This window comes from Parvularcula dongshanensis (assembly GCF_014199615.1).
Taxonomy (GTDB): domain Bacteria; phylum Pseudomonadota; class Alphaproteobacteria; order Caulobacterales; family Parvularculaceae; genus Parvularcula; species Parvularcula dongshanensis.
The window spans coordinates 157,880-175,777 of record NZ_JACHOB010000006.1; the positions used below are offsets into that span (position 1 = coordinate 157,880).

The following is a 17,898-nucleotide window of genomic DNA, read 5'->3' on the forward strand; positions in this document are numbered from 1 at the left end:
GCTTCTCAAGGCGAGGGCAGCGTCACGATCACGACCGTCCCGTCGGCCCCGCTCCGCTCGACGTGAAGTTCGCCTCCGTTCGCGGCGGCCAGCGAAGCGGCGATGGGCAGGCCGAGGCCCGTCCCCCCGCGGCGCTTCGCGCCCGCGAACGGCACTAGGAGGTCCGCAAAGGCGTAGTCAGGCACGCCCTGCCCCGTATCGCTGAGGGTCAGCGTCACCGCCTGCGGGCCGGGCACCGCCGACAGCGTGACGCTGCCGTCGGGTCCCGTCGCGCGCATGGCGTTGTCGATGAGGTGAGCGAAGAGGCGGCGCAACTGCTCGCGATCGCCTTTGACGCTGACGCCCTCCAACCCTTCGAACGATACTTTCGCTCCTTCGACCGAGTCGACGGCATCGGACGCGACACCGCCGAGGGCGAGCGTCTCGGGCGACCCAGGGGCGACTTCGCACAACTCCTGCGCGGCCCGTGACAGCGCCACCGTCTGCTCCATCGACGTGACCAGGTGGGGCCCCGCCGCCGCGAGCCGAGTATCTTCGAGCGCCGCGATGCGGTCGGCGATGATGGTGACGCTGGCCAGCAGGTTCCTGAGGTCGTGTCGGACCACCTTCATCGCCTTGAGCGAGAGGTCCAGCCGCTCCGATTCTGTCCGTGCCGGCCTAGACACCGCTTCGGTGCCGCCTCCTGTCACGCCATCCGCCATTCATCCCCCTGCCTTGGGACCGCTTCGCGGCCTCGCCACCGTTGATGGCATCATGCGGTAAAGGAGAGCCGAAGCTCATCTCGATATCGAACATAACTATCTGATGGGGGGCTGCCGAATCCTGACGACAGGGAGGCGCGTCAACTCTACGCGACGGGTGTGCCTTGACCGAAGCGACCCGTGCGTTTATCCGCCGCGGCTCGATCCTATTCTATCCGCCCCCGGCCGGAGCGACCGTCATGAAACGCACTTTCCAACCGAGTAACTTCAAGCGCAAACGCCGCCACGGCTTCCGTGCGCGCAAGGCGACCGTTGGCGGTCGCAAGGTCCTCGCGGCGCGCCGCAGCAAGGGCCGGAACAAGCTCTCCGCCTGACGAGCCCTTTGACTCCTTCGGGCGCCAAAATCGTCGTTCTGCGACAACGCTCGGACTATGTGCGCCTGAGACGCGGCAAGCGGCGGGGGACGGAGAGTTTCCTCCTCCAGTCGATGCCGAACGGACGCAGCGAGCTTCGGCTCGGCATCACCGTAACGAAGAAGATCGGGGGCGCCGTCACGCGCAACCGGATCAAGAGGCGCTTCCGTGCCGCCGCACGGGAGGTCCTCGCCACCAGCGATGCCGTCGGCACGGACTACGTCCTGATCGCACGGCCGGGTGCGGCGTCGCGACCTTGGCCGTCGCTTCTTGACGACATGCGTACCGCCCTCTTAGACCCGCCCGCGAGCTGACGGCCCCGCGGTCGAACCGGGGCGTGGCGCGTTGATCGCGCCGTACGAGCATCACGGAACTCAGAATCATGGACCGCAACCTCATCCTGGCGCTCGTCCTGACGGCGCTCATCCTGATCGGCTGGGATCAGTTGGTCCTCGGCCCGCAGCGGGAGGCCGCCGAGGCGCAGCAGCGCCAGCAGGGGATCGAAGCGGCGCAGCAGGCCGGCCCCTCCCTTACCGAAGCGCTGAACGCGCCGGCGACCGACGCCACGCTCGATCGGATCGAGGCGCTGAAGCTGGCCCCGGGCCGGGTTCCGATCGAAACGCCCGCCGTGACTGGTTCGATCAACCTGCGCGGCGGCGTTTTCGACGACCTGACCCTTCGCCGCTACGGCATCGAGGCCGTCGGCGAGGCGCCGCGCGTGACGCTGCTCAGTCCGCGTCAGACGGAGGGCGCGCAGTACGTTCTTCCCGGCATGGCCGTGGCGGGCGCGCCGGGCGACAAGGCGCTCTGGGAGGCGCCCGAGGGCGCGACGCTGACCCCGGGCACGCCGTTGACGCTCACGCGGCGGGAAGGCGGCGTCGAGCATCGTCTGACCTATGCGGTCGCAGACGACTACCTCTTCACCGCCACCTACAGCATCAGCAACGAGAGCGGCGCGCCGATCACGGTCGAACCCTACACGACCGTCCTTCACCGCGACTTGCCCGACACCTCGCGGGGCATCGCCTTCGAAGGACCGATCGCCGTCGCCGGGGGTACCCTGCAGGAGCAGAAGTACAAGTCGGTCGTGAAGAAGGGCGGCTTCGAGGTTTCGGGAACCGGCGGCTGGACCGGCCTCGCCTCGAAGTACTGGCTCGTCGCGACCGCCCCGCCTCAGGATCAGCCCTTCACCGCGCAAGTCCGGTCGCTCACGACCGCGCCCTTCCCGCAGATCGCGGCGGCGACGCGCCTCGCGCCGACCGTGCTGCAGCCGGGCGAGGCGACGGAGGTTCAAAACTACGTCTACACGGGACCGAAGCGCGTCCGTCTCCTCAACGCCTATGAGGACGCCTACGGCATCACCGAGTTCGACAAGGCGATCGACTGGGGCTTCCTGTTCTTCCTCACCCGGCCGATCTTCGCCGGGCTCCAGTTCTTCGCAGGCCTGTTCGGCAATTGGGGCGTCGCCATCTTGGCGCTCACCCTCGTCATCAAGGCGATCCTCTTCCCGCTCGCCAACGCCTCCTACAAGTCGATGGCGAACATGCGGAAGCTGACGCCCGAGGTCTCCGCGCTGCGCGAGCGGTACAAGGACGACCCGACGAAGATGCAGCAGGAGATGATGGCCTTGTACAAGAAGAACAAGGTCAATCCGGCGGCAGGCTGCCTGCCGATCCTCGCGCAGATGCCGATCTTCTTCTCGCTCTACAAAGTCCTCTTCACGACCATCGAGCTGCGCCACCAGCCCTTCTTGTACATCAAGGACCTTTCGGAGCAGGACCCGACCACCGTCTTCAACCTGTTCGGCCTGCTTCCCTACGATCCGTCGGTGGTGCCGGTCGTCGGCGCGTTCTTGGGCATCGGCATCCTGCCGCTTCTGATGGGCGTCGCGATGTGGGTGCAGACCAAGCTGAACCCGCCGCCGCCCGACCCGATGCAGGCGAAGATCTTCGGCCTCATGCCCTTCATCTTCGTCTTCATCTTCGCGCCCTTCGCCGCGGGGCTCGTCCTCTACTGGTTCTGGAACACGACGCTCGGCGTCATTCAGCAATACGTCATCATGAGCCGGGCCGGGGCGAAGCCGGACATCCTGGGCAATGTGAAGAACGCGTTCGGGCGCGGTAAGGCTGCCAACTCGAACACGCCCGCCGAGTAGGTGTCGGATCAGGCCTTCAACGCCTTCCTGGCGCTGTCGGCGGGGACCATCCTCGCACTCTCGCTCGTAAGCGACTGGGTGAAGGCACGCTTCTGGGTGTCGGAGGCGCTGGTGTGCCTCACGGTCGGCGTCCTCGTCGGCCCGGCAGTCCTCGGCCTCTTCGAGTTCGACGTCATGACCTCGGAGGCGCATCGGAGCCTCTTCGAGCAGACCGCGCGTTTGACGGTCAGCCTCTCCGTAATGGGCGCGGCGCTCCGTCTGCCGGCTGGATGGCTGACGGCGCACTGGCGGTCGCTCGCGATCGTCCTGACCCTCGGCATGGCGGCGATGTGGGCGGCCTCGGCACTCCTCGTCGCCCCCCTCGGCCTTGGCCTTCTCGGTTGCCTCCTGGTCGGCGCGATCGTCACGCCGACCGACCCCGTCCTCGCCGCCAGCATCGTCGAAGGGAAGGTCGCGAAGGCGCGGGTCCGCGAACGAACGCGCCATGCGATCACCGCGGAGAGCGGCATCAATGATGGGCTCGCCCTACCCTTCGTCCTCCTACCGACACTCCTCCTGTCGCCGCCGGGGGACGGACCGCTCTGGGCGCACTACCTCTTCGAGGTGATTCTCTGGCAGGTGGTCGCGGCTGCAGGTCTCGGCGGCGTCCTTGGTTGGGTGACGGGACGGACCTTCGTCTGGATGGCCGAGCGCGGCGCCACCGACGCCAAGACGGTCACCGCCGTCACCCTCGCCCTAACGATCGCGACGCTGGCCGGCGTCCGCCTGATGGGGGCCGACGGCATCCTGGGCGTCTTTACGGCCGGCATCCTCCTCAACGGCTTCTTCCGCGGCGAACGCGACGAGCACTCGCAGCACTTCCAGACCACGGTGGACCGCGTTCTCACCCTGCCCGTCTTCATCCTGCTCGGTGTCGCCCTGCCCTTCTCGCAGTGGGGCGAACTTGGCTGGCCGCTCGTCTTGACCTGTGTGCTCGTCACGCTGTTTCGGCGCTTTCCCGCCTTCGCCTCGTTCGGCGCCCGCCTGCCGCTCTACGGATCGAGGCGGACGGCGAGCTTCGCGGGCTGGTTCGGCCCGATCGGCGTCGCGGCGATCTTCTACGCGACGCTCGCATTGCACCGCACGGAGCTCGAAGTGGTCTGGCCGATCGTCACGGCGCTCGTTACCACCTCCGTCATCACCTACGGCGTCTGCGCGACGCCGCTCACCCGCCGGTTCGGAGACGCGAAGTGACAGAAGAAGAGGCGCGAAAGCTCTTCGCGGGACCCTGCGACTTCCTACTCGGTGTGACCAGCATCGCTGCGCTGCCCGATCCCGGCCTGCCCGAGGTCGCTTTCGCCGGGCGTTCGAACGTCGGCAAGTCGAGCCTTCTCAACGCGCTGACGAACAGGAAGGCGCTCGCGCGGACCTCCAATACGCCGGGGCGCACGCGGGAGCTCAACTTCTTCGACCTCGGCGGAGAGCTTCGCCTCGTCGACCTGCCAGGCTACGGCTATGCCAAGGCGAGCCGGACGGACGTCGAGGGTTGGACCGGCCTCACGCTCGACTACCTCAAGGGCCGCGTCGGCCTTCGCCGCGTCTGCGTCCTCGTCGACAGCCGGCACGGCTTGAAGCCGGTGGATGCGGGCACGATGGACACGCTCGACGAAGCGGCCGTTCCCTATCAGATCGTTCTGACCAAGATCGACAAGGTGAAGCCGACCGCAGCCGAGGGCGTGCGGAAGGCGGTCGCGGGTGCCATCGTCAAACGTCCCGCCGCGCACCCCGACGTGCTGTTGACCTCCTCGCAGACCGGCGAGGGCATGGAAGAGCTGCGCACCACGCTCGCGGCGCTGACCGAACGCTAGGCCTGACCGCGCTTCACCGGCGTACGAGGCTGTTTCGTTCCGCCCGAGATCGCCGTCACCCGCTCCGCGAGCGGCGTGTACTCCGGCGCGACGAGGCCGGCCGAGAAGATCATCTTCGCGCCGTCCTCGACCGACATCTCAAGCACGCGCAGCTTCGAGCGCTGGACGAAGAGCAGGAAACCGGAGGTCGGGTTCGGGGTCGTCGGCACGAAGACGTTGGTCATGTCGTCGGCGACGGAGGACAGCGCGTGGCGCGCCTCGCCCTTGGTGCGCGTGACCACGAAGCAGAGCGTCCAGATGCCCTCGCGCGGGTACTCGATCAGCGCGACCTCCTGGAAGGACTGCTCGGACTGTTGCAGCGCCATCTCGAAGACGTTCTTGAAGAAGCCGTAGAGGCTGCGCACCACCGGCACCGCGTCGAGCAGCTTCTCGCCGAGGTCGATGAAGAACCGCCCGATGACGTTCTTCGCGATTACCCCGACGATGACGAGCAGCACGATCGCCACCAGGACGCCGAGCCCGGGAATGTAGAAGCCTTCCCACTCCGGCGGCAGCCAGGACTGCGGGAAGGCCGACTGCATGAAGTCGTCGAGCCGCGCGAGCGGCCCGGTCACCAGCCAGTAGATGAGCGCGATGGTGATCAAGATGGGCGCCGAGATCACGACGCCGGTCAGGAAGTTGTTGCGCAGCGCCGAGAACGGGCCTTGCGGCGCCAGCACCTTCTTCGGCTCGTTGTTCTCAGGACTGTTGGCCACGACCGGGCTCCTTGGGGGCGCGCATCGCCAAGCCTCGCATTTCTAGAGAGCGAAAGCCTTAATGGGAACCCGATTGGTAGCGCCCGCGGATCGGGCTAGGCCTGCCCCCGTGTCCACCTACGACCTCCTCTTCGCCGGCGGCGGCCTCTCCTCGGCGCTCACTGCTTATCGGGTGGCGGTGTCGAACCCGAACCTCAGGATCGGTCTCGTCGAAGCGGCCGATACGCTCGGCGGCAACCACACCTGGTCGTTCCACGAGACCGACGTGACGGCGGACCAGCACGCCTGGATCGACCCCTTTATCGTCCACCGCTGGCCGGGGCAGAAGGTGCGCTTCCCGAAGCGCGAACGGACCCTCGGCACGGGCTACCGCAGCGTCACCTCCGAGCGCCTGCACGATGTGCTGTCCGACGTCGCGAACGTCGACCTGCTGACCGGCACGCCGGTCGCGGCGGCGGACCCGGACGGGCTCACACTGACCGATCAGCGCCGCCTCGCCGGGACCGTTCTCGACGGGCGCGGCGCGCAGCCGACGCCGCGGCTCACCCTCGGCTTTCAGAAGTTCCTGGGCCAGGAGGTCCGCACCGCGGCGCCCCACGGCGTCACCGTGCCGACGATCATGGACGCGACGGTCGCGCAGACCGACGGCTACCGCTTCGTCTACGTCCTGCCCTTCACGCAAGACACGCTCCTCATCGAGGACACCTACTACGCCGACGGCGCGGACCTGCCGGAGGGTACGCTACGGGACGAGATCGCCGCCTACGCCGCCCGCCAAGGCTGGCAGGTCGCCGAGGTCCTGCGCGAGGAGACGGGCATCCTGCCGATCGTCCTCGAAGGCGACGTGGACGGCTTTTGGGACGACGCGCGCGATGGCCCCGCTCCGCTCGGGCTTCGCGCCGGCCTCTTCCACCCCGTCACCGGCTACAGCCTGCCCGACGCCGCCCGCCTCGCGGACCTCGTCGCCGAGGCTTGCCGCGAAGGCGTGCCCGGACCGGAAGCGCTCTTCGCGCTCGTCGAAAACCACGCGAAGACCACCTGGCGCGAGCAGCGCTTCTACCGCCTCCTCAACCGTATGCTCTTCCGCGCGGCCGAGCCGCACCTGCGTTACGTCGTCCTAGAACGCTTCTACGGCTTGCCGCAGGCCCTCATCGAGCGATTTTATGCGGGAAAGACGACGCTAGGCGACATGGCCCGAGTCCTGGCAGGCAGGCCGCCCGTGCCGATCCCGGCGGCGATGCGGGCGCTGAGACCGGAACGGCTGGGCAGGGAAGGAACGAACGGATGCACGGAGCGGGCATGACGAAAGGGACGAAGCCCAAGGCATGCGTCGTCGGCGCGGGCTTCGGCGGGCTCGCCCTCGCCTGCCGGCTGCAGGCCGCAGGCTTTCAGGTCACGCTGATCGAGGGCCGGGACAAGCTCGGCGGCCGGGCCTACGTCTACGAGCAGGACGGCTACACCTTCGATGGCGGACCGACCGTCATCACGGACCCGACCTGCCTCGAGGCCGTGTTCGAGGCGGGGGGCGCCAAGCTGTCGGACTACGTCGAGCTGATGCCCGTCAGCCCCTTCTACAACCTGCGCTGGGAGGACGGGACGACCTTCGACTACGTCCAGGACGGGGACGCGCTCAAGGAACAGATCGCCAAGATCAACCCGAAGGACGTCGAAGGTTACGACCGCTTCCACGCCTACACGCGGCGCCTCTTCGACGAGGGCTACCTCAAGCTCGGCCACGTTCCCTTCTTGAACTTCTGGTCGATGATCCGCGTCGCGCCGCAGCTCGCGACGCTCCGGGCCGACAAGTCCGTCTACAGCCAGGTGTCGAAGTTCATCGAGGACGAGCACCTGCGACAGGCCTTCAGCTTCCACCCGCTGCTGGTGGGCGGGGACCCCTTCAAGACGTCGGCCATCTACGCGCTCATCCACGCGCTCGAGCGCGAGTGGGGCGTCTGGTTCCCCCGCGGCGGCACGGGCGCCCTCGTACGCGGGATGGGGCGCTTCTTCGAGGACCTCGGCGGCGAGGTCATCCTCGGCGATCCCGTCGAAGAGATCGACGAGGTGGCCGGACGCCTCAAGACCGTCCGCACGAAGAGCGGCTGGACCGGCGACTTCGACGCCGTCGCTTCGAACGCGGACGTCGTCCACACCTACGAGAAGCTCCTGCACCGGTCCCCGCGCGGGCAGAAGGCGACGAGCGCGCTCAAGAAGAAGCGCTACTCGATGAGCCTCTTCGTCATCTACTTCGGCACGGACAAGAAGTACGAGGACATCGCTCACCACACGATCCTGTTCGGCCAGCGCTACCGCGAGCTGATCTCGGAGATCTTCGCGGGGCCTGAGCTGCCCGAAGACTTCTCGCTCTACCTGCACCGGCCGACCGCCACCGATCCGAGCCTCGCGCCGGAGGGCGGCGAGGCGTTCTACGTGCTCTCGCCCGTCCCGCACCTCGGCAAGGCCGACATCGACTGGTCCGTCGAGGGCCCGAAGTACAAGGAGCGGATCTATCAGTACCTCGAAGAGCGCTACCTCCCGGACCTGCGAAAGCACATCGTCACCGACCACATGCTGACGCCGCAGGGCTTCAAGGACGAGCTGAACAGCCATCACGGCTCGGCCTTCAGCCTCGAGCCGGTCCTGACGCAGTCCGCCTTCTTCCGCCTGCACAACCGCGACGACGAGATCGAGAACCTCTACTTCGTCGGCGCGGGCACGCATCCGGGCGCGGGCGTGCCGGGCGTCGTCGGCTCGGCTCGGGCGACGGCGGGGCTCATGATCGAGGACTTCGGCCTCACGCCGACGGCTGGTGAGCACGAGGCCGCGCAGGCAGTGGCAGCGGAGTGAGGCCGTGAACGAGACTGCGAGCATGAAAGAAGTCGAGGCCGCAGCGAGCGAGGCCATCGCGAAGGGCTCCCGCAGCTTCGCGCTGGCGAGCCTCCTCTTCCGCCCCACCATGCGACGTCACGCGCACATGCTGTACGCGTGGTGCCGCCACTGCGACGACGTGATCGACGGGCAGAACCTCGGCTTCGGCGAGGACTCGAAGGCCGGCGCCGCCCACACGCCGCGCCGGTCGGATCTCGACGCGCTGCGGAGCGAGACGCTGGCCGCCTTGCGCGGCGGCGAGGTCTCCTCGGCGCCCATGGCTGCCTTTCGTGAGGTCGCGCTGGCAACCGACATGCCGGCTCACCACCCCCTCGACCTCCTGCGGGGCTTCGAGATGGACGTCGAGGCACGCGACTACCGTACGATCTCGGACACGCTCGAATACTGCTACCACGTCGCCGGCGTCGTCGGCGTGATGATGGCGATCGTCATGGGCGTGGACCCGGACGATCAGGAGACGCTCGACCGCGCCGCCGACCTCGGTATCGCCTTCCAGCTGACGAACATCGCCCGTGACGTCGTCGACGACGCCGCGATCGGGCGGGTCTACCTCCCATCGGACTGGCTCGCCGAGCACGGGATCGACGGGCCCGAAGGCGTCCTGGACCCGGCCAACCGGGACGGCGTCTCGGACGTCGCGCGGCGCCTCCTCGCCGTCGCCGAGCGCTACTACGAGAGCGCGGGACCCGGCGTGCGCCGCCTGCCGATCCGCGCAGGCTTCGCGGTCGCCGCCGCGCGCGGCGTCTACCGGGACATCGGCCGCGTGGTGCGCCAGCGCGGACCTGCGGCCTGGGACGTTCGCGCCCGGACCTCGAAGAAGCGCAAGCTCGCCCTCGCTGGGCTCGGCTGCATGCAGGGGGCCTCTGCCAAGGTCATGGTCTTCCGCGCCCTGCCGCCACGCGGCGACCTGTGGAAGTACCGGACCGAAGGGACGGCATGACGGATGCGCCCGCTAGGACCGGCCTGATCGGCGTCGCGCTGGCGACGGCGATCACCGGTGCCTGGCTGGCGGCTCACGTCTACGGCGTCTTCTTCCTCGACCTCTCCAGCCGCGAAGCACTCCTCGCCCCTCTCCTGATCCTCGCCCTCCTCTGGCTCTCGGTCGGCCTCTTCATCATCAGCCACGACGCCATCCACGGCAGCCTCGCGCCGGGCCGCCCGGTCGTGAACCGCGCCTTCGGCTGGGTGGTGATGACCCTCTATGCGGGCTTCCATTACGACCGCCTGGCGCGAAGCCATGCAGGCCACCACGCAGCTCCCGGCACGGCGGACGATCCCGACTTCTCGGCGGACCACCCCGACGCCTTCTGGCCCTGGTTCGTCCAGTTCTTCCGACACCACTTCTCCTGGCGGCCGTTCCTGTTCGTGAACGCGGTCGTCTTCTTCTACTGGCTTGTCCTCGGAGCGAGCCCCCTCAACATCGTCCTGTTCTACGGCGTGCCCGCCCTCGGCTCGGCGGTGCAGCTCTTCTACTTCGGCACCTTCCGCCCGCACCGGCACGCCGAAGGGGCCTTCGCCGACAAACACAACGCGCGCTCGGACCGGATGCCGGCCCTCGCCGCCCTCCTCACCTGCTACAACTTCGGCGGCTACCATCACGAGCACCACCTCTACCCGCACGAGCCCTGGTGGCGCTTGCCCCGCCGCCGTACGGAGGCCCGATGAGCGACATGATCCTTCCCCTCTGGCTGAAGATCACGCTGGTCCTCGGCACCGCCGCCGGGATGGAGGCGGTCGCCTGGTCCGCGCACAAATACATCATGCATGGCTGGGGCTGGAGCTGGCATCGTGACCACCACGAGCCGCATGACGGCGCGCTCGAGCACAACGACCTCTACGCGGTCGTCTTCGGCGTCTTCTCGACCGTGCTCTTCGTCGTCGGCTACTACTTCTGGCCGCCCCTCTGGTGGATCGCGCTCGGCATCACCCTTTACGGAATCATGTACGCCTTCGTTCACGACGGGCTCGTGCACGGAAGGCTGCCGATCGCCTGGGTGCCCAAGCGCGGCTACTTCAAGCGCCTCGTCCAGGCGCACAAGCTCCACCACGCGACGACGTCCAAGCACGGGGCCGTCTCCTACGGCTTCGTCCTCGCGCCCGACCCGAAGAAGCTTCAAGCGAAGCTCCGCGCGCTGCGAGCCGAGCGCAAGGCCGACATGGCGGCGCGTTAACGCGAACGCAGCCGGCTCCTCCCGTGTCCTCTTCGCGAAGACACAGAACGGAGGCTCTCATGGCACGCTTCGAAGGCAAGAGGTTCCTCGTCACAGGCGGCTCGGGCGGCATCGGCCGCGCCACGGCCGAACTCTTGGCGAGCGAAGGGGCGGAGGTCGTCGTCACGGGGACCAACGAGGATAAGTTGCAATCGGTCCGCGACGCGATCCCCGGGGTCAAGGCGCTGAAGAACGACTCCTCCGACCCTGACGCCGCCAAGACGCTGGCCGAAGAAGCCGGCCAACTCGACGGCATCTTCCTCAACGCCGGCTACGCGGTGATGGTCCCGCACGACGAGGTCAGTACGGACAAGTTCGAGGAGCAGTTCCACGTCAACGTCCGCGGCCCCATGCTGCAGATGTCGGCCCTGTCGGGACAGCTCAAGGACGGCGGCACGATCGTCGTGAACACCTCCATCGCCCAGTACGCCGGGATGGAAGGGAACAGCCTCTACGGCGCGACCAAGGGCGCCCTGCATTCCTACGTCCGGACGCTGACCAAGGAGATGGCGAAGCGCAAGGTCCGTGTGAACGCCGTCGCGCCGGGGCCGATCTCGACGGACTTCGGCTCGCGCGCCGGGATGAGCAAGGACGAGGAGAAGAAGTTCCAAGAGGAGATCACGAAGCAGGTCCCTCTCGGCCGCTTCGGCGAGGCGAAGGAGATCGCCACCGCCGTCGCCTTCCTGCTCTCGGACGACGCTTCTTACGTGAACGGCGCCGAGCTCATCGTGGATGGCGGCATGTCGGGGCGCTGAGCCCCGACACTGCCTGCGCTCAGGCCCCTGCGGCCTTCAGCTCCGCCATGACCTCGTCGTGGCGGACGAGGACAGGCTCCGGCGCCTGGCGCGTGAAAAGGCTGACGCCGACCGCGGTCGCGAACGCCACGATGAAGCCAGGCACGATCTCGTAGATCACGGACGACAGTGCGGCGCCTTCAGGCCCGACCGGTGCGTAGAGCCAGAACAGGACCGTCACCGTGCCCGCCACCATCGCCGAGACCGCACCCTTCAGCGTCAGGCCGCGCCAGAACAGCGTCAGGAGGATGATCGGACCGAAGGCCGCCCCGAAGCCCGCCCAGGCGTTCGAGACCAGCGACAGGATCGAGTTCGACCGATCGAGCGCGAGCCCGATCGCGACCAGCGAGACCAGGAGGACGCAGATCCGGCCGACCAGCACCAGCTCCTTCTCGCTCGCCCCGCGGCGGACGAACACCCGGTAGAAGTCCTCGGTCAGCGAGGAGGATACGACCAGCAACTGCGAGCTGATCGTGCTCATGATGGCAGCCAGGATCGCGGCCAGCAGGAACCCTGCGATGTAGGGGTGGAACAGGATCTGGCTGAGAAGGATGAAGATCGTCTCGGCGTCGTCGAGCTCCGTGCTCGTCGAGGCGACGTAGCCCGCCCCCGCGATGCCGGTGGCGACCGCGCCGATGACCGTGACGACCATCCACGACATGCCGATCCGCCGCGCCGTCTTGATGCCGGGCAGGTCGCGGATCGCCATGAACCGCACGATGATGTGCGGTTGGCCGAAGTAGCCGAGCCCCCAGGAGAGCGCCGAGATGAGCCCGATCACGGTGACCCCTTCGGTCCAGCTCAGAAGCGCCGGCGAGACGGCCTCGACGCTTCGCGCCGTCCCCTCGAACCCGCCGAGCTGCGTGATGGTGATCACCGGCACGAGGATCAGCGCGATGAACATGATGCAGCCCTGGACGAAGTCCGTCAGGCTGACCGCTAGGAAACCGCCGAACAGCGTGTAGGCGACGACCACGCCCGCCGTCAGGAACAGGCCCGGCACGTAGGGGAAGTTGAACGACGCCTCGAACAGCTTGCCGCCCGCGACGATGCCGGCGGAGGTGTACAGCGTGAAGAAGATGACGATGACGACCGAGGAGAGGACGCGGATCGTTCGCGTCCGGTCGTTGAAGCGCTTCTCGAGGAAGTCCGGAATGGTGATCGCGTCGTCCGCCCGCTCGGTGTAGATCCGCAAGCGCGGCGCCACGAGCTTGTAGTTGAGGTAGGCGCCGACCGTCAGGCCGACGGCGATCCAGGCGCTCGACAGGCCGGTGAGGTACACCGCCCCGGGCAGCCCCATCAGCATCCAACCCGACATGTCGGACGCGCCCGCCGACAGAGCGCCGACGGCGGGGCTGAGCTGGCGGCCGCCGAGCATGTAGCCCGACACGTCGTCCGTAGACTTCAGGTAGGCATAGAGCCCGATGCCGAGCATCAGGAGAAAGTAGCCGGCGAGAGAAATCAGTTGTTCGGTCTGCATTCTGCCCCCTTACGTGGGAGAGCGCCGCCCGGCCGGACGGCGCTCGGTTCTACCTCGGTGCGAGCGTCGCAGCTCGCCCTTTCGTCGACCTTACGGCCGGGTCTGCCCGTCCCCGTGCACTCGGTACTTGAAGGTCGTCAGCTGCTCGAGACCGACCGGGCCGCGAGCGTGGACCTTGCCAGTCGCGATGCCGATCTCGGCGCCCATGCCGAACTCGCCGCCATCGGAGAACTGCGTCGAGGCGTTGTGCATGACGACCGCCGAGTCGATCGCGTTGAGGAACCGCTCGGCGACGCCCGCATCCTCGGTCAGGACCGCGTCCGTGTGACCGGAGGAATGCTTCTGCACCCAGGCGATCGCCTCGTCCGGCCCTTCGACCGTCTTCACCGAGAGGATGCTGTCGAGGTACTCGGTGTTCCAATCCTCTTCGGTCGCCGGCACGATCCGGTCGTCGGCGGCCCTCGCCTCCTCGTCGCCGCGGACCTCGCACTGTCCGATCGTGTCGAGCAGCAAGGGCACGAACTTCGAGACGACCGCCCGGTCCACGACCAGGCTCTCGGTCGCGCCGCATATGCCGGTCCGGCGCAGCTTCGCATTGGTGACGATCTCTGCGGCCTCTTGCAGGTCCGCATCTGCGTGAATGTATGTGTGGCAGTTGCCGTCGAGGTGCAGCAGCGTCGGCACCCGCGCCTGGTCGCGGACCAGGCTGACGAGCCCGCGTCCGCCGCGCGGAATGACGAGGTCGATGAACTCCGTCGCCCGCAAGAGCGCCGCGACCGCCGCCCGGTCGGTCGTCCCGACCGCCTGGATACAGTCCTCCGGCAGGCCCGCCTCGGCGAGGCCGGCGCGCAGGGCGTTCACGATCACCTCGGTCGACCGGCGGCTCTCCGACCCGCCGCGAAGGATCACGGCGTTGCCGGACTTCACGCAGAGCGCGCCGGCGTCCGCGCCGACGTTCGGGCGGCTCTCGTAGATCATGCCGATCACGCCCAGCGGCGTCGCGACGCGTTCGATCAGAAGGCCGTTGGGCCGCTCGAACTTGGCGAGGACGCGCCCGACAGGATCCGGCAGGTCCGCGATCTGGTCGAGCGCGGCCGCCACGCCCTCGACGCGGGCCTCGTCCAGCTTCAGCCGGTCGACGAAGGCGCCCGACTTGCCGGCGGCGAGGACGCCCGCGACGTCTTCCTCGTTCGCGGCGACGATCTTTTCGGAGGCCGCGCGCAGCGCACGGGCCGCGCTTTTCAGGGCCTCATTCTTCTGTTCCGTACTCGCCGCGGCGAGGACGCGCGACGCCGCGCGCGCTCTACGGCCGAGTTCTTCGATGTGGGCCTCGGCGTCCGAGACTTCCGTTTCAGGGGCTTGGTCCAACATGATCTCTCCTCAAATGTCTTCGGTGCGGCGCGAGGCCGCCGTCATTCGCTGGGTCGTCGCGCCTCAGCGCAGCTCGACCGCGCGGTCATAGGCCGCGCGCAGCGTCTCTTCCATGAGGCCTTCCAGTAGGCCGTCCTTGCGCAGCTGATCGAGCCCGGCCTGCGTCGTGCCGTTCGGGCTCGTGACGTCGTTGCGCAGCTCATCGAGCGGCCGCCCTTCACGCTGCGCCATCTCGGTCGTCCCGAGGACGGTGCCGAACACCATCTCGCGCGCCGTCGCCTCGTCGAACCCCAAGCCCTTCGCCGCTTCGACGTAGGACCGCAGGATCTCGAAGACGTAGCCAGGGCCGGAGCCCGCGACGGCCGTGAACCGGTCGATCTGGTCCTCGTCCTCGAGCCAGACGGCGGTGCCGGTGGCCTCGACGAGCCGCGTCGCCGCCGCCTTGTGCGCGTCCGTCACGCCTTCGCCCGCATAGAGCGCGCTGACCCCGCGGCCGATGGCGGCGGGCAGGTTCGGCATGACGCGAATGACCGGCGCGCCGCCCAGCTTCTCGGAGACCCGCTTCGCCGCGACGCCTGCCGCGATCGACAGCGCGAAGCCGCCATCTTCGAGCTGCGCTTCGTAGGGCGGCAAGACGTCGTCGAGCATCTGCGGCTTCACGGCGACGACGAGCGCGTCGAAGCGTTCCGTCCCCAGGGCGTCCCGGCTCTTTTCGTGGCGGACGCCTTGCGGAACCCGGGGCTCGCCCGGGTCGACGGCGACGAAGGTCCCGGCACCCTCCTCGACCCAGCTCGACAGCATCGCGCCGCCCATCTTTCCGCATCCGGCCATGAGTACGCGCAAGGGAGGGGTCTGCATCGGTTCTCGTTTGTCAGTATTCGTCATCAAATTCATATCAGCAAAGAGATAACGTAGGGCCCATCGCATCGCAACATGACCAAGCGAATATCTCTACAATTTCCTGATATCGCTCAATCTTGCTATGGTGGCGGCGTCATAAGCAACGAACGTCTGACCCCTATTTCGAATTGTTCGTCTTATTATCACGTGTCCGTGATGTTGCTACGCTGATCCAAGACTGTTTGTTGCATTGCAATGTTGGCTACTTACACCACGCAGGAACGCAGAGATAACAAGGACAATCCGTGAACGATCAAAAACGCATCGTAGTCAAGATCGGCTCCGGCCTCCTCGTCGGCGAGGAGAGCCTCGCGGTCCGATACGCCTTTCTCCACGGCATGATGGCCGACATCGCGGCGCTTCGGGCCGAAGGTTACGAGGTCGTGCTCACCTCCTCCGGCGCGGCGGCCATCGGGCTCGGCACGCTCGGCCTCACGCCGAAGGACGCAGGCCTCGCGGACAAGCAGGCCGCCGCCGCCTGCGGCCAACCGCTGATCATGAACGCATACAAGCAGGTCGCGCTCGAGTTCGGCATCGACATCGCGCAGATCCTCCTGACCTCCGAGGACATGGAGAACCGCCGGCGGTTCCTGAACACAAAGAACACGCTCGACCGCCTGCTCGCGAAGGGCATGCTGCCGATCATCAACGAGAACGACACGATCACGACCGAGGAGATCCGCGTCGGCGACAATGACCGCCTCGCCGCCAAGGTCGCCCAGATGATCCAGGCGCAGCACTTCGTCATGCTGACGGGCGTCGAGGGCCTATACGACCGCGATCCGGACGAACCGGGTGCGCAGTTCGTCGAGGAGGTCGAGGACGTCTCGATCTACCTGGAGGCGACGACCGGCAAGAGCACGCTCGGCTCGGGCGGCATGCTGACGAAGATGCAGGCGGCGAACATGGCGCAGAACGCGGGCGTCACCGCCTACATCGCCAGCGGCATCCTCGACAGTCCGGTGAGCTCGGTCCTGAAGAACGAACGCCGCCATACCCGGTGCATCGCGCAAGGCGACGCCTCGTCGTCCTGGCGGGTCTGGCTCGCCGACCGCCTCACCATGGCGGGCAGCCTCGTCGTCTCGAACGAGGCTGCGGCTCAGCTCGGCACGGGACAGCGCGGCATCCGCGCCGACGACATCGTCGCCGTGCAAGGAGAGTACGCCAAGGGCGACGTCCTGCACATCTACGACGAGAAGGGTGAGGAGTGCGCGCGCGGGCTGACCAACTACGCGTCCAACGAGACGGTGCTCCTGGCCCGTCGCGCCGGCGAAGCGGTCGAGTCCGTGCTCGGCTACCACTCGAACGCCGACGTCATCGCGGCGCGCAACCTCGTCCCGATCGAGGATCGTCACCTCCCGCGAGAGGCGCCGGACGACGACGTCACGTCGATCGCCTCGTAAAGACCGGGGCCGTTACGCGCCCACTTTCTCGAAGTGGGCGCGGATATGCTCGGTCAGGGCGACGAGGGGACTACCGTCACATACGGCCGAGGCAGCCTCGGCGGCTGCCTCCAGGTGACGCTCCGCCCGGCTCTTCGCCGCCCGCAAGCCGCCCGACGGGACGGAACCGAGCATCACCGCCGTGCGCTTGTCGGCATCCTTCCGGGTCGACTTGCCCGCCAGGCCATCGCTCGCCACGTGGTCGAGCACGTCGTCGAGCGCCTGGTAGGCCAGGCCGAGTTCGCGGCCATAGGTCACGAGCGGCGCGCGCGCGGAGACCGGCGCTCCGGCGCACGCCGCGCCCGCGAGCGCGGCCGCGACGAACAGGGCCCCCGTCTTGCCGTAGTGAATGTCGTCGATGGAGCCTTCGCCATGGGCGAGGTCGAGCGCTTGCCCCTGCACCAGGCCCGTCCAACCCACGGCCCGGGAGAGCACCTCGACGACCTCGACCCGCTGCGTCGGGCTCAGCGACTGCGCCTGCGCGACGACACCGAAGGCGCCGTTGAGAAGACCGATCCCCGCAAGGATCGCGACGTCGTCGCCATAGACCTTGTGCGGGGTCGGCACGCCGCGGCGGAGGTCGGCATCGTCCATGGCGGGCAGGTCGTCGAAGACGAGGCTCGCCGTGTGGACCATCTCGACCGCGCACGCGACGTCCAGCGCCGCTTCCTCCGCGCCGCCGCATTGGCGGGCGGCGAGGACAGTCAGCACCGCCCGTAAGCGCTTGGCGGGGGCGAGCAGGCTGTAGCGTGCCGCGAGGCTCGGCTCGCCGCCGCGCGGCAGGAGCTGATCGAGGCGCACCTCGATCACCATCTTCAGGCTCGCAAGGTCTTGCGCAAACCCGTCTCCACCCGCTTCTCGTATGTTCTTCTCGGCGATGGTGAAGCTCATTCGGGGTTTCTGTCTCCGCCAGTCAGAGCAATATGAAGCGATCCCCTCCGCAA

Annotated in this window: 18 protein-coding genes; 12 read left to right on the forward strand and 6 right to left on the reverse strand. The window is 67.8% G+C overall.

Features of this window, described 5'->3' with window-relative positions:
- Positions 1–5: 5 nt before the first annotated feature.
- Positions 6–701 (reverse strand): sensor histidine kinase, encoded by a 696-nt coding sequence (locus GGQ59_RS13115; protein WP_183819348.1) that lies wholly within the window; start codon positions 699–701, stop codon positions 6–8.
- Positions 702–940: 239 nt separating this feature from the next.
- Between GGQ59_RS13115 and rpmH the strand changes: the two genes are divergently transcribed.
- From rpmH to yihA, 5 genes are all read left to right on the forward strand, one after another.
- Entirely contained in the window at positions 941–1,075 is a 135-nt protein-coding gene (gene rpmH / locus GGQ59_RS13120) for a 50S ribosomal protein L34 (RefSeq protein WP_183819549.1), read from the forward strand.
- A gap of 8 nt (positions 1,076–1,083) precedes the next feature.
- Positions 1,084–1,428: a ribonuclease P protein component gene (gene rnpA, locus GGQ59_RS13125; protein ID WP_183819350.1), complete on the forward strand. Its 345-nt coding sequence runs from the start codon at positions 1,084–1,086 to the stop codon at positions 1,426–1,428.
- Positions 1,429–1,496: 68 nt separating this feature from the next.
- Positions 1,497–3,269, forward strand: coding sequence for a membrane protein insertase YidC (gene yidC, locus GGQ59_RS13130; RefSeq protein WP_183819352.1), 1,773 nt, complete (start codon positions 1,497–1,499; stop codon positions 3,267–3,269).
- Complete coding sequence (locus GGQ59_RS13135) at positions 3,270–4,502, forward strand: cation:proton antiporter domain-containing protein (protein ID WP_183819354.1); 1,233 nt, start codon at positions 3,270–3,272, stop codon at positions 4,500–4,502.
- Positions 4,499–5,116: a ribosome biogenesis GTP-binding protein YihA/YsxC gene (gene yihA, locus GGQ59_RS13140; protein WP_183819356.1), complete on the forward strand. Its 618-nt coding sequence runs from the start codon at positions 4,499–4,501 to the stop codon at positions 5,114–5,116. Before GGQ59_RS13135 ends, yihA begins: the two co-directional genes overlap by 4 nt.
- Here the strand turns inward: yihA and GGQ59_RS13145 are convergent.
- Positions 5,113–5,871, reverse strand: a complete 759-nt coding sequence (locus GGQ59_RS13145) for a DUF502 domain-containing protein (protein ID WP_183819359.1) — start codon at positions 5,869–5,871, stop codon at positions 5,113–5,115. The two genes, yihA and GGQ59_RS13145, sit on opposite strands and share 4 nt — an antisense overlap.
- 109 nt (positions 5,872–5,980) lie before the next feature.
- Between GGQ59_RS13145 and crtY the strand changes: the two genes are divergently transcribed.
- The 6 genes from crtY to GGQ59_RS13175 are packed head-to-tail and all read left to right on the forward strand — an operon-like array spanning position 5,981 to position 11,722.
- Positions 5,981–7,174 carry a lycopene beta-cyclase CrtY gene (gene crtY, locus GGQ59_RS13150; RefSeq protein ID WP_221401046.1) on the forward strand — a complete coding sequence of 398 codons (1,194 nt, stop codon included), beginning with the start codon at positions 5,981–5,983 and terminating at the stop codon, positions 7,172–7,174.
- Positions 7,171–8,715 (forward strand): phytoene desaturase, encoded by a 1,545-nt coding sequence (locus tag GGQ59_RS13155; protein WP_183819363.1) that lies wholly within the window; start codon positions 7,171–7,173, stop codon positions 8,713–8,715. Before crtY ends, GGQ59_RS13155 begins: the two co-directional genes overlap by 4 nt.
- A gap of 22 nt (positions 8,716–8,737) precedes the next feature.
- A complete protein-coding gene (locus tag GGQ59_RS13160) occupies positions 8,738–9,697 on the forward strand; it encodes a phytoene/squalene synthase family protein (RefSeq protein ID WP_183819365.1) in 960 nt (319 codons plus the stop codon).
- Positions 9,694–10,422: a fatty acid desaturase gene (locus tag GGQ59_RS13165; protein ID WP_183819367.1), complete on the forward strand. Its 729-nt coding sequence runs from the start codon at positions 9,694–9,696 to the stop codon at positions 10,420–10,422. Before GGQ59_RS13160 ends, GGQ59_RS13165 begins: the two co-directional genes overlap by 4 nt.
- 5 nt (positions 10,423–10,427) lie before the next feature.
- A complete protein-coding gene (locus GGQ59_RS13170; protein WP_183819552.1) occupies positions 10,428–10,928 on the forward strand; it encodes a sterol desaturase family protein in 501 nt (166 codons plus the stop codon).
- A gap of 59 nt (positions 10,929–10,987) precedes the next feature.
- A complete protein-coding gene (locus GGQ59_RS13175) occupies positions 10,988–11,722 on the forward strand; it encodes an SDR family oxidoreductase (RefSeq protein ID WP_183819369.1) in 735 nt (244 codons plus the stop codon).
- Positions 11,723–11,741: 19 nt separating this feature from the next.
- Here the strand turns inward: GGQ59_RS13175 and putP are convergent, their stop codons facing one another.
- The 3 genes from putP to GGQ59_RS13190 all read right to left on the reverse strand — a co-directional run bounded on the left by putP (position 11,742) and on the right by GGQ59_RS13190 (position 15,443).
- Positions 11,742–13,241: a sodium/proline symporter PutP gene (gene putP / locus GGQ59_RS13180; RefSeq protein WP_183819371.1), complete on the reverse strand. Its 1,500-nt coding sequence runs from the start codon at positions 13,239–13,241 to the stop codon at positions 11,742–11,744.
- Positions 13,242–13,331: 90 nt separating this feature from the next.
- Positions 13,332–14,612 (reverse strand): glutamate-5-semialdehyde dehydrogenase, encoded by a 1,281-nt coding sequence (locus tag GGQ59_RS13185; protein ID WP_183819374.1) that lies wholly within the window; start codon positions 14,610–14,612, stop codon positions 13,332–13,334.
- A 63-nt stretch (positions 14,613–14,675) separates the two neighbouring features.
- Positions 14,676–15,443 carry a pyrroline-5-carboxylate reductase family protein gene (locus GGQ59_RS13190; protein ID WP_221401047.1) on the reverse strand — a complete coding sequence of 256 codons (768 nt, stop codon included), beginning with the start codon at positions 15,441–15,443 and terminating at the stop codon, positions 14,676–14,678.
- Between the two features lie 314 nt (positions 15,444–15,757).
- Here GGQ59_RS13190 and proB point away from each other — a divergent pair, with 314 nt between their 5' ends.
- Positions 15,758–16,915, forward strand: coding sequence for a glutamate 5-kinase (gene proB, locus GGQ59_RS13195; protein WP_183819379.1), 1,158 nt, complete (start codon positions 15,758–15,760; stop codon positions 16,913–16,915).
- Positions 16,916–16,927: 12 nt separating this feature from the next.
- Here the strand turns inward: proB and GGQ59_RS13200 are convergent, their stop codons facing one another.
- Entirely contained in the window at positions 16,928–17,845 is a 918-nt protein-coding gene (locus tag GGQ59_RS13200) for a polyprenyl synthetase family protein (RefSeq protein WP_183819381.1), read from the reverse strand.
- Positions 17,846–17,898: the final 53 nt, after the last annotated feature.

Bases quoted from the DNA above. Each gene is read 5' to 3' on its own strand.
- GGQ59_RS13160 (WP_183819365.1), top strand. From the start codon at position 8,738: ATGAAAGAAGTCGAGGCCGCAGCGAGCGAGGCCATCGCGAAGGGCTCC.
- putP (WP_183819371.1), bottom strand. From the start codon at position 13,241: ATGCAGACCGAACAACTGATTTCTCTCGCCGGCTACTTTCTCCTGATG.
- GGQ59_RS13155 (WP_183819363.1), top strand. From the start codon at position 7,171: ATGACGAAAGGGACGAAGCCCAAGGCATGCGTCGTCGGCGCGGGCTTC.
- yidC (WP_183819352.1), top strand. From the start codon at position 1,497: ATGGACCGCAACCTCATCCTGGCGCTCGTCCTGACGGCGCTCATCCTG.
- GGQ59_RS13190 (WP_221401047.1), bottom strand. From the start codon at position 15,443: ATGGCCGGATGCGGAAAGATGGGCGGCGCGATGCTGTCGAGCTGGGTC.
- GGQ59_RS13185 (WP_183819374.1), bottom strand. From the start codon at position 14,612: ATGTTGGACCAAGCCCCTGAAACGGAAGTCTCGGACGCCGAGGCCCAC.
- GGQ59_RS13200 (WP_183819381.1), bottom strand. From the start codon at position 17,845: ATGAGCTTCACCATCGCCGAGAAGAACATACGAGAAGCGGGTGGAGAC.
- GGQ59_RS13165 (WP_183819367.1), top strand. From the start codon at position 9,694: ATGACGGATGCGCCCGCTAGGACCGGCCTGATCGGCGTCGCGCTGGCG.
- GGQ59_RS13175 (WP_183819369.1), top strand. From the start codon at position 10,988: ATGGCACGCTTCGAAGGCAAGAGGTTCCTCGTCACAGGCGGCTCGGGC.
- GGQ59_RS13170 (WP_183819552.1), top strand. From the start codon at position 10,428: ATGATCCTTCCCCTCTGGCTGAAGATCACGCTGGTCCTCGGCACCGCC.
- rpmH (WP_183819549.1), top strand. From the start codon at position 941: ATGAAACGCACTTTCCAACCGAGTAACTTCAAGCGCAAACGCCGCCAC.
- GGQ59_RS13115 (WP_183819348.1), bottom strand. From the start codon at position 701: ATGGCGGATGGCGTGACAGGAGGCGGCACCGAAGCGGTGTCTAGGCCG.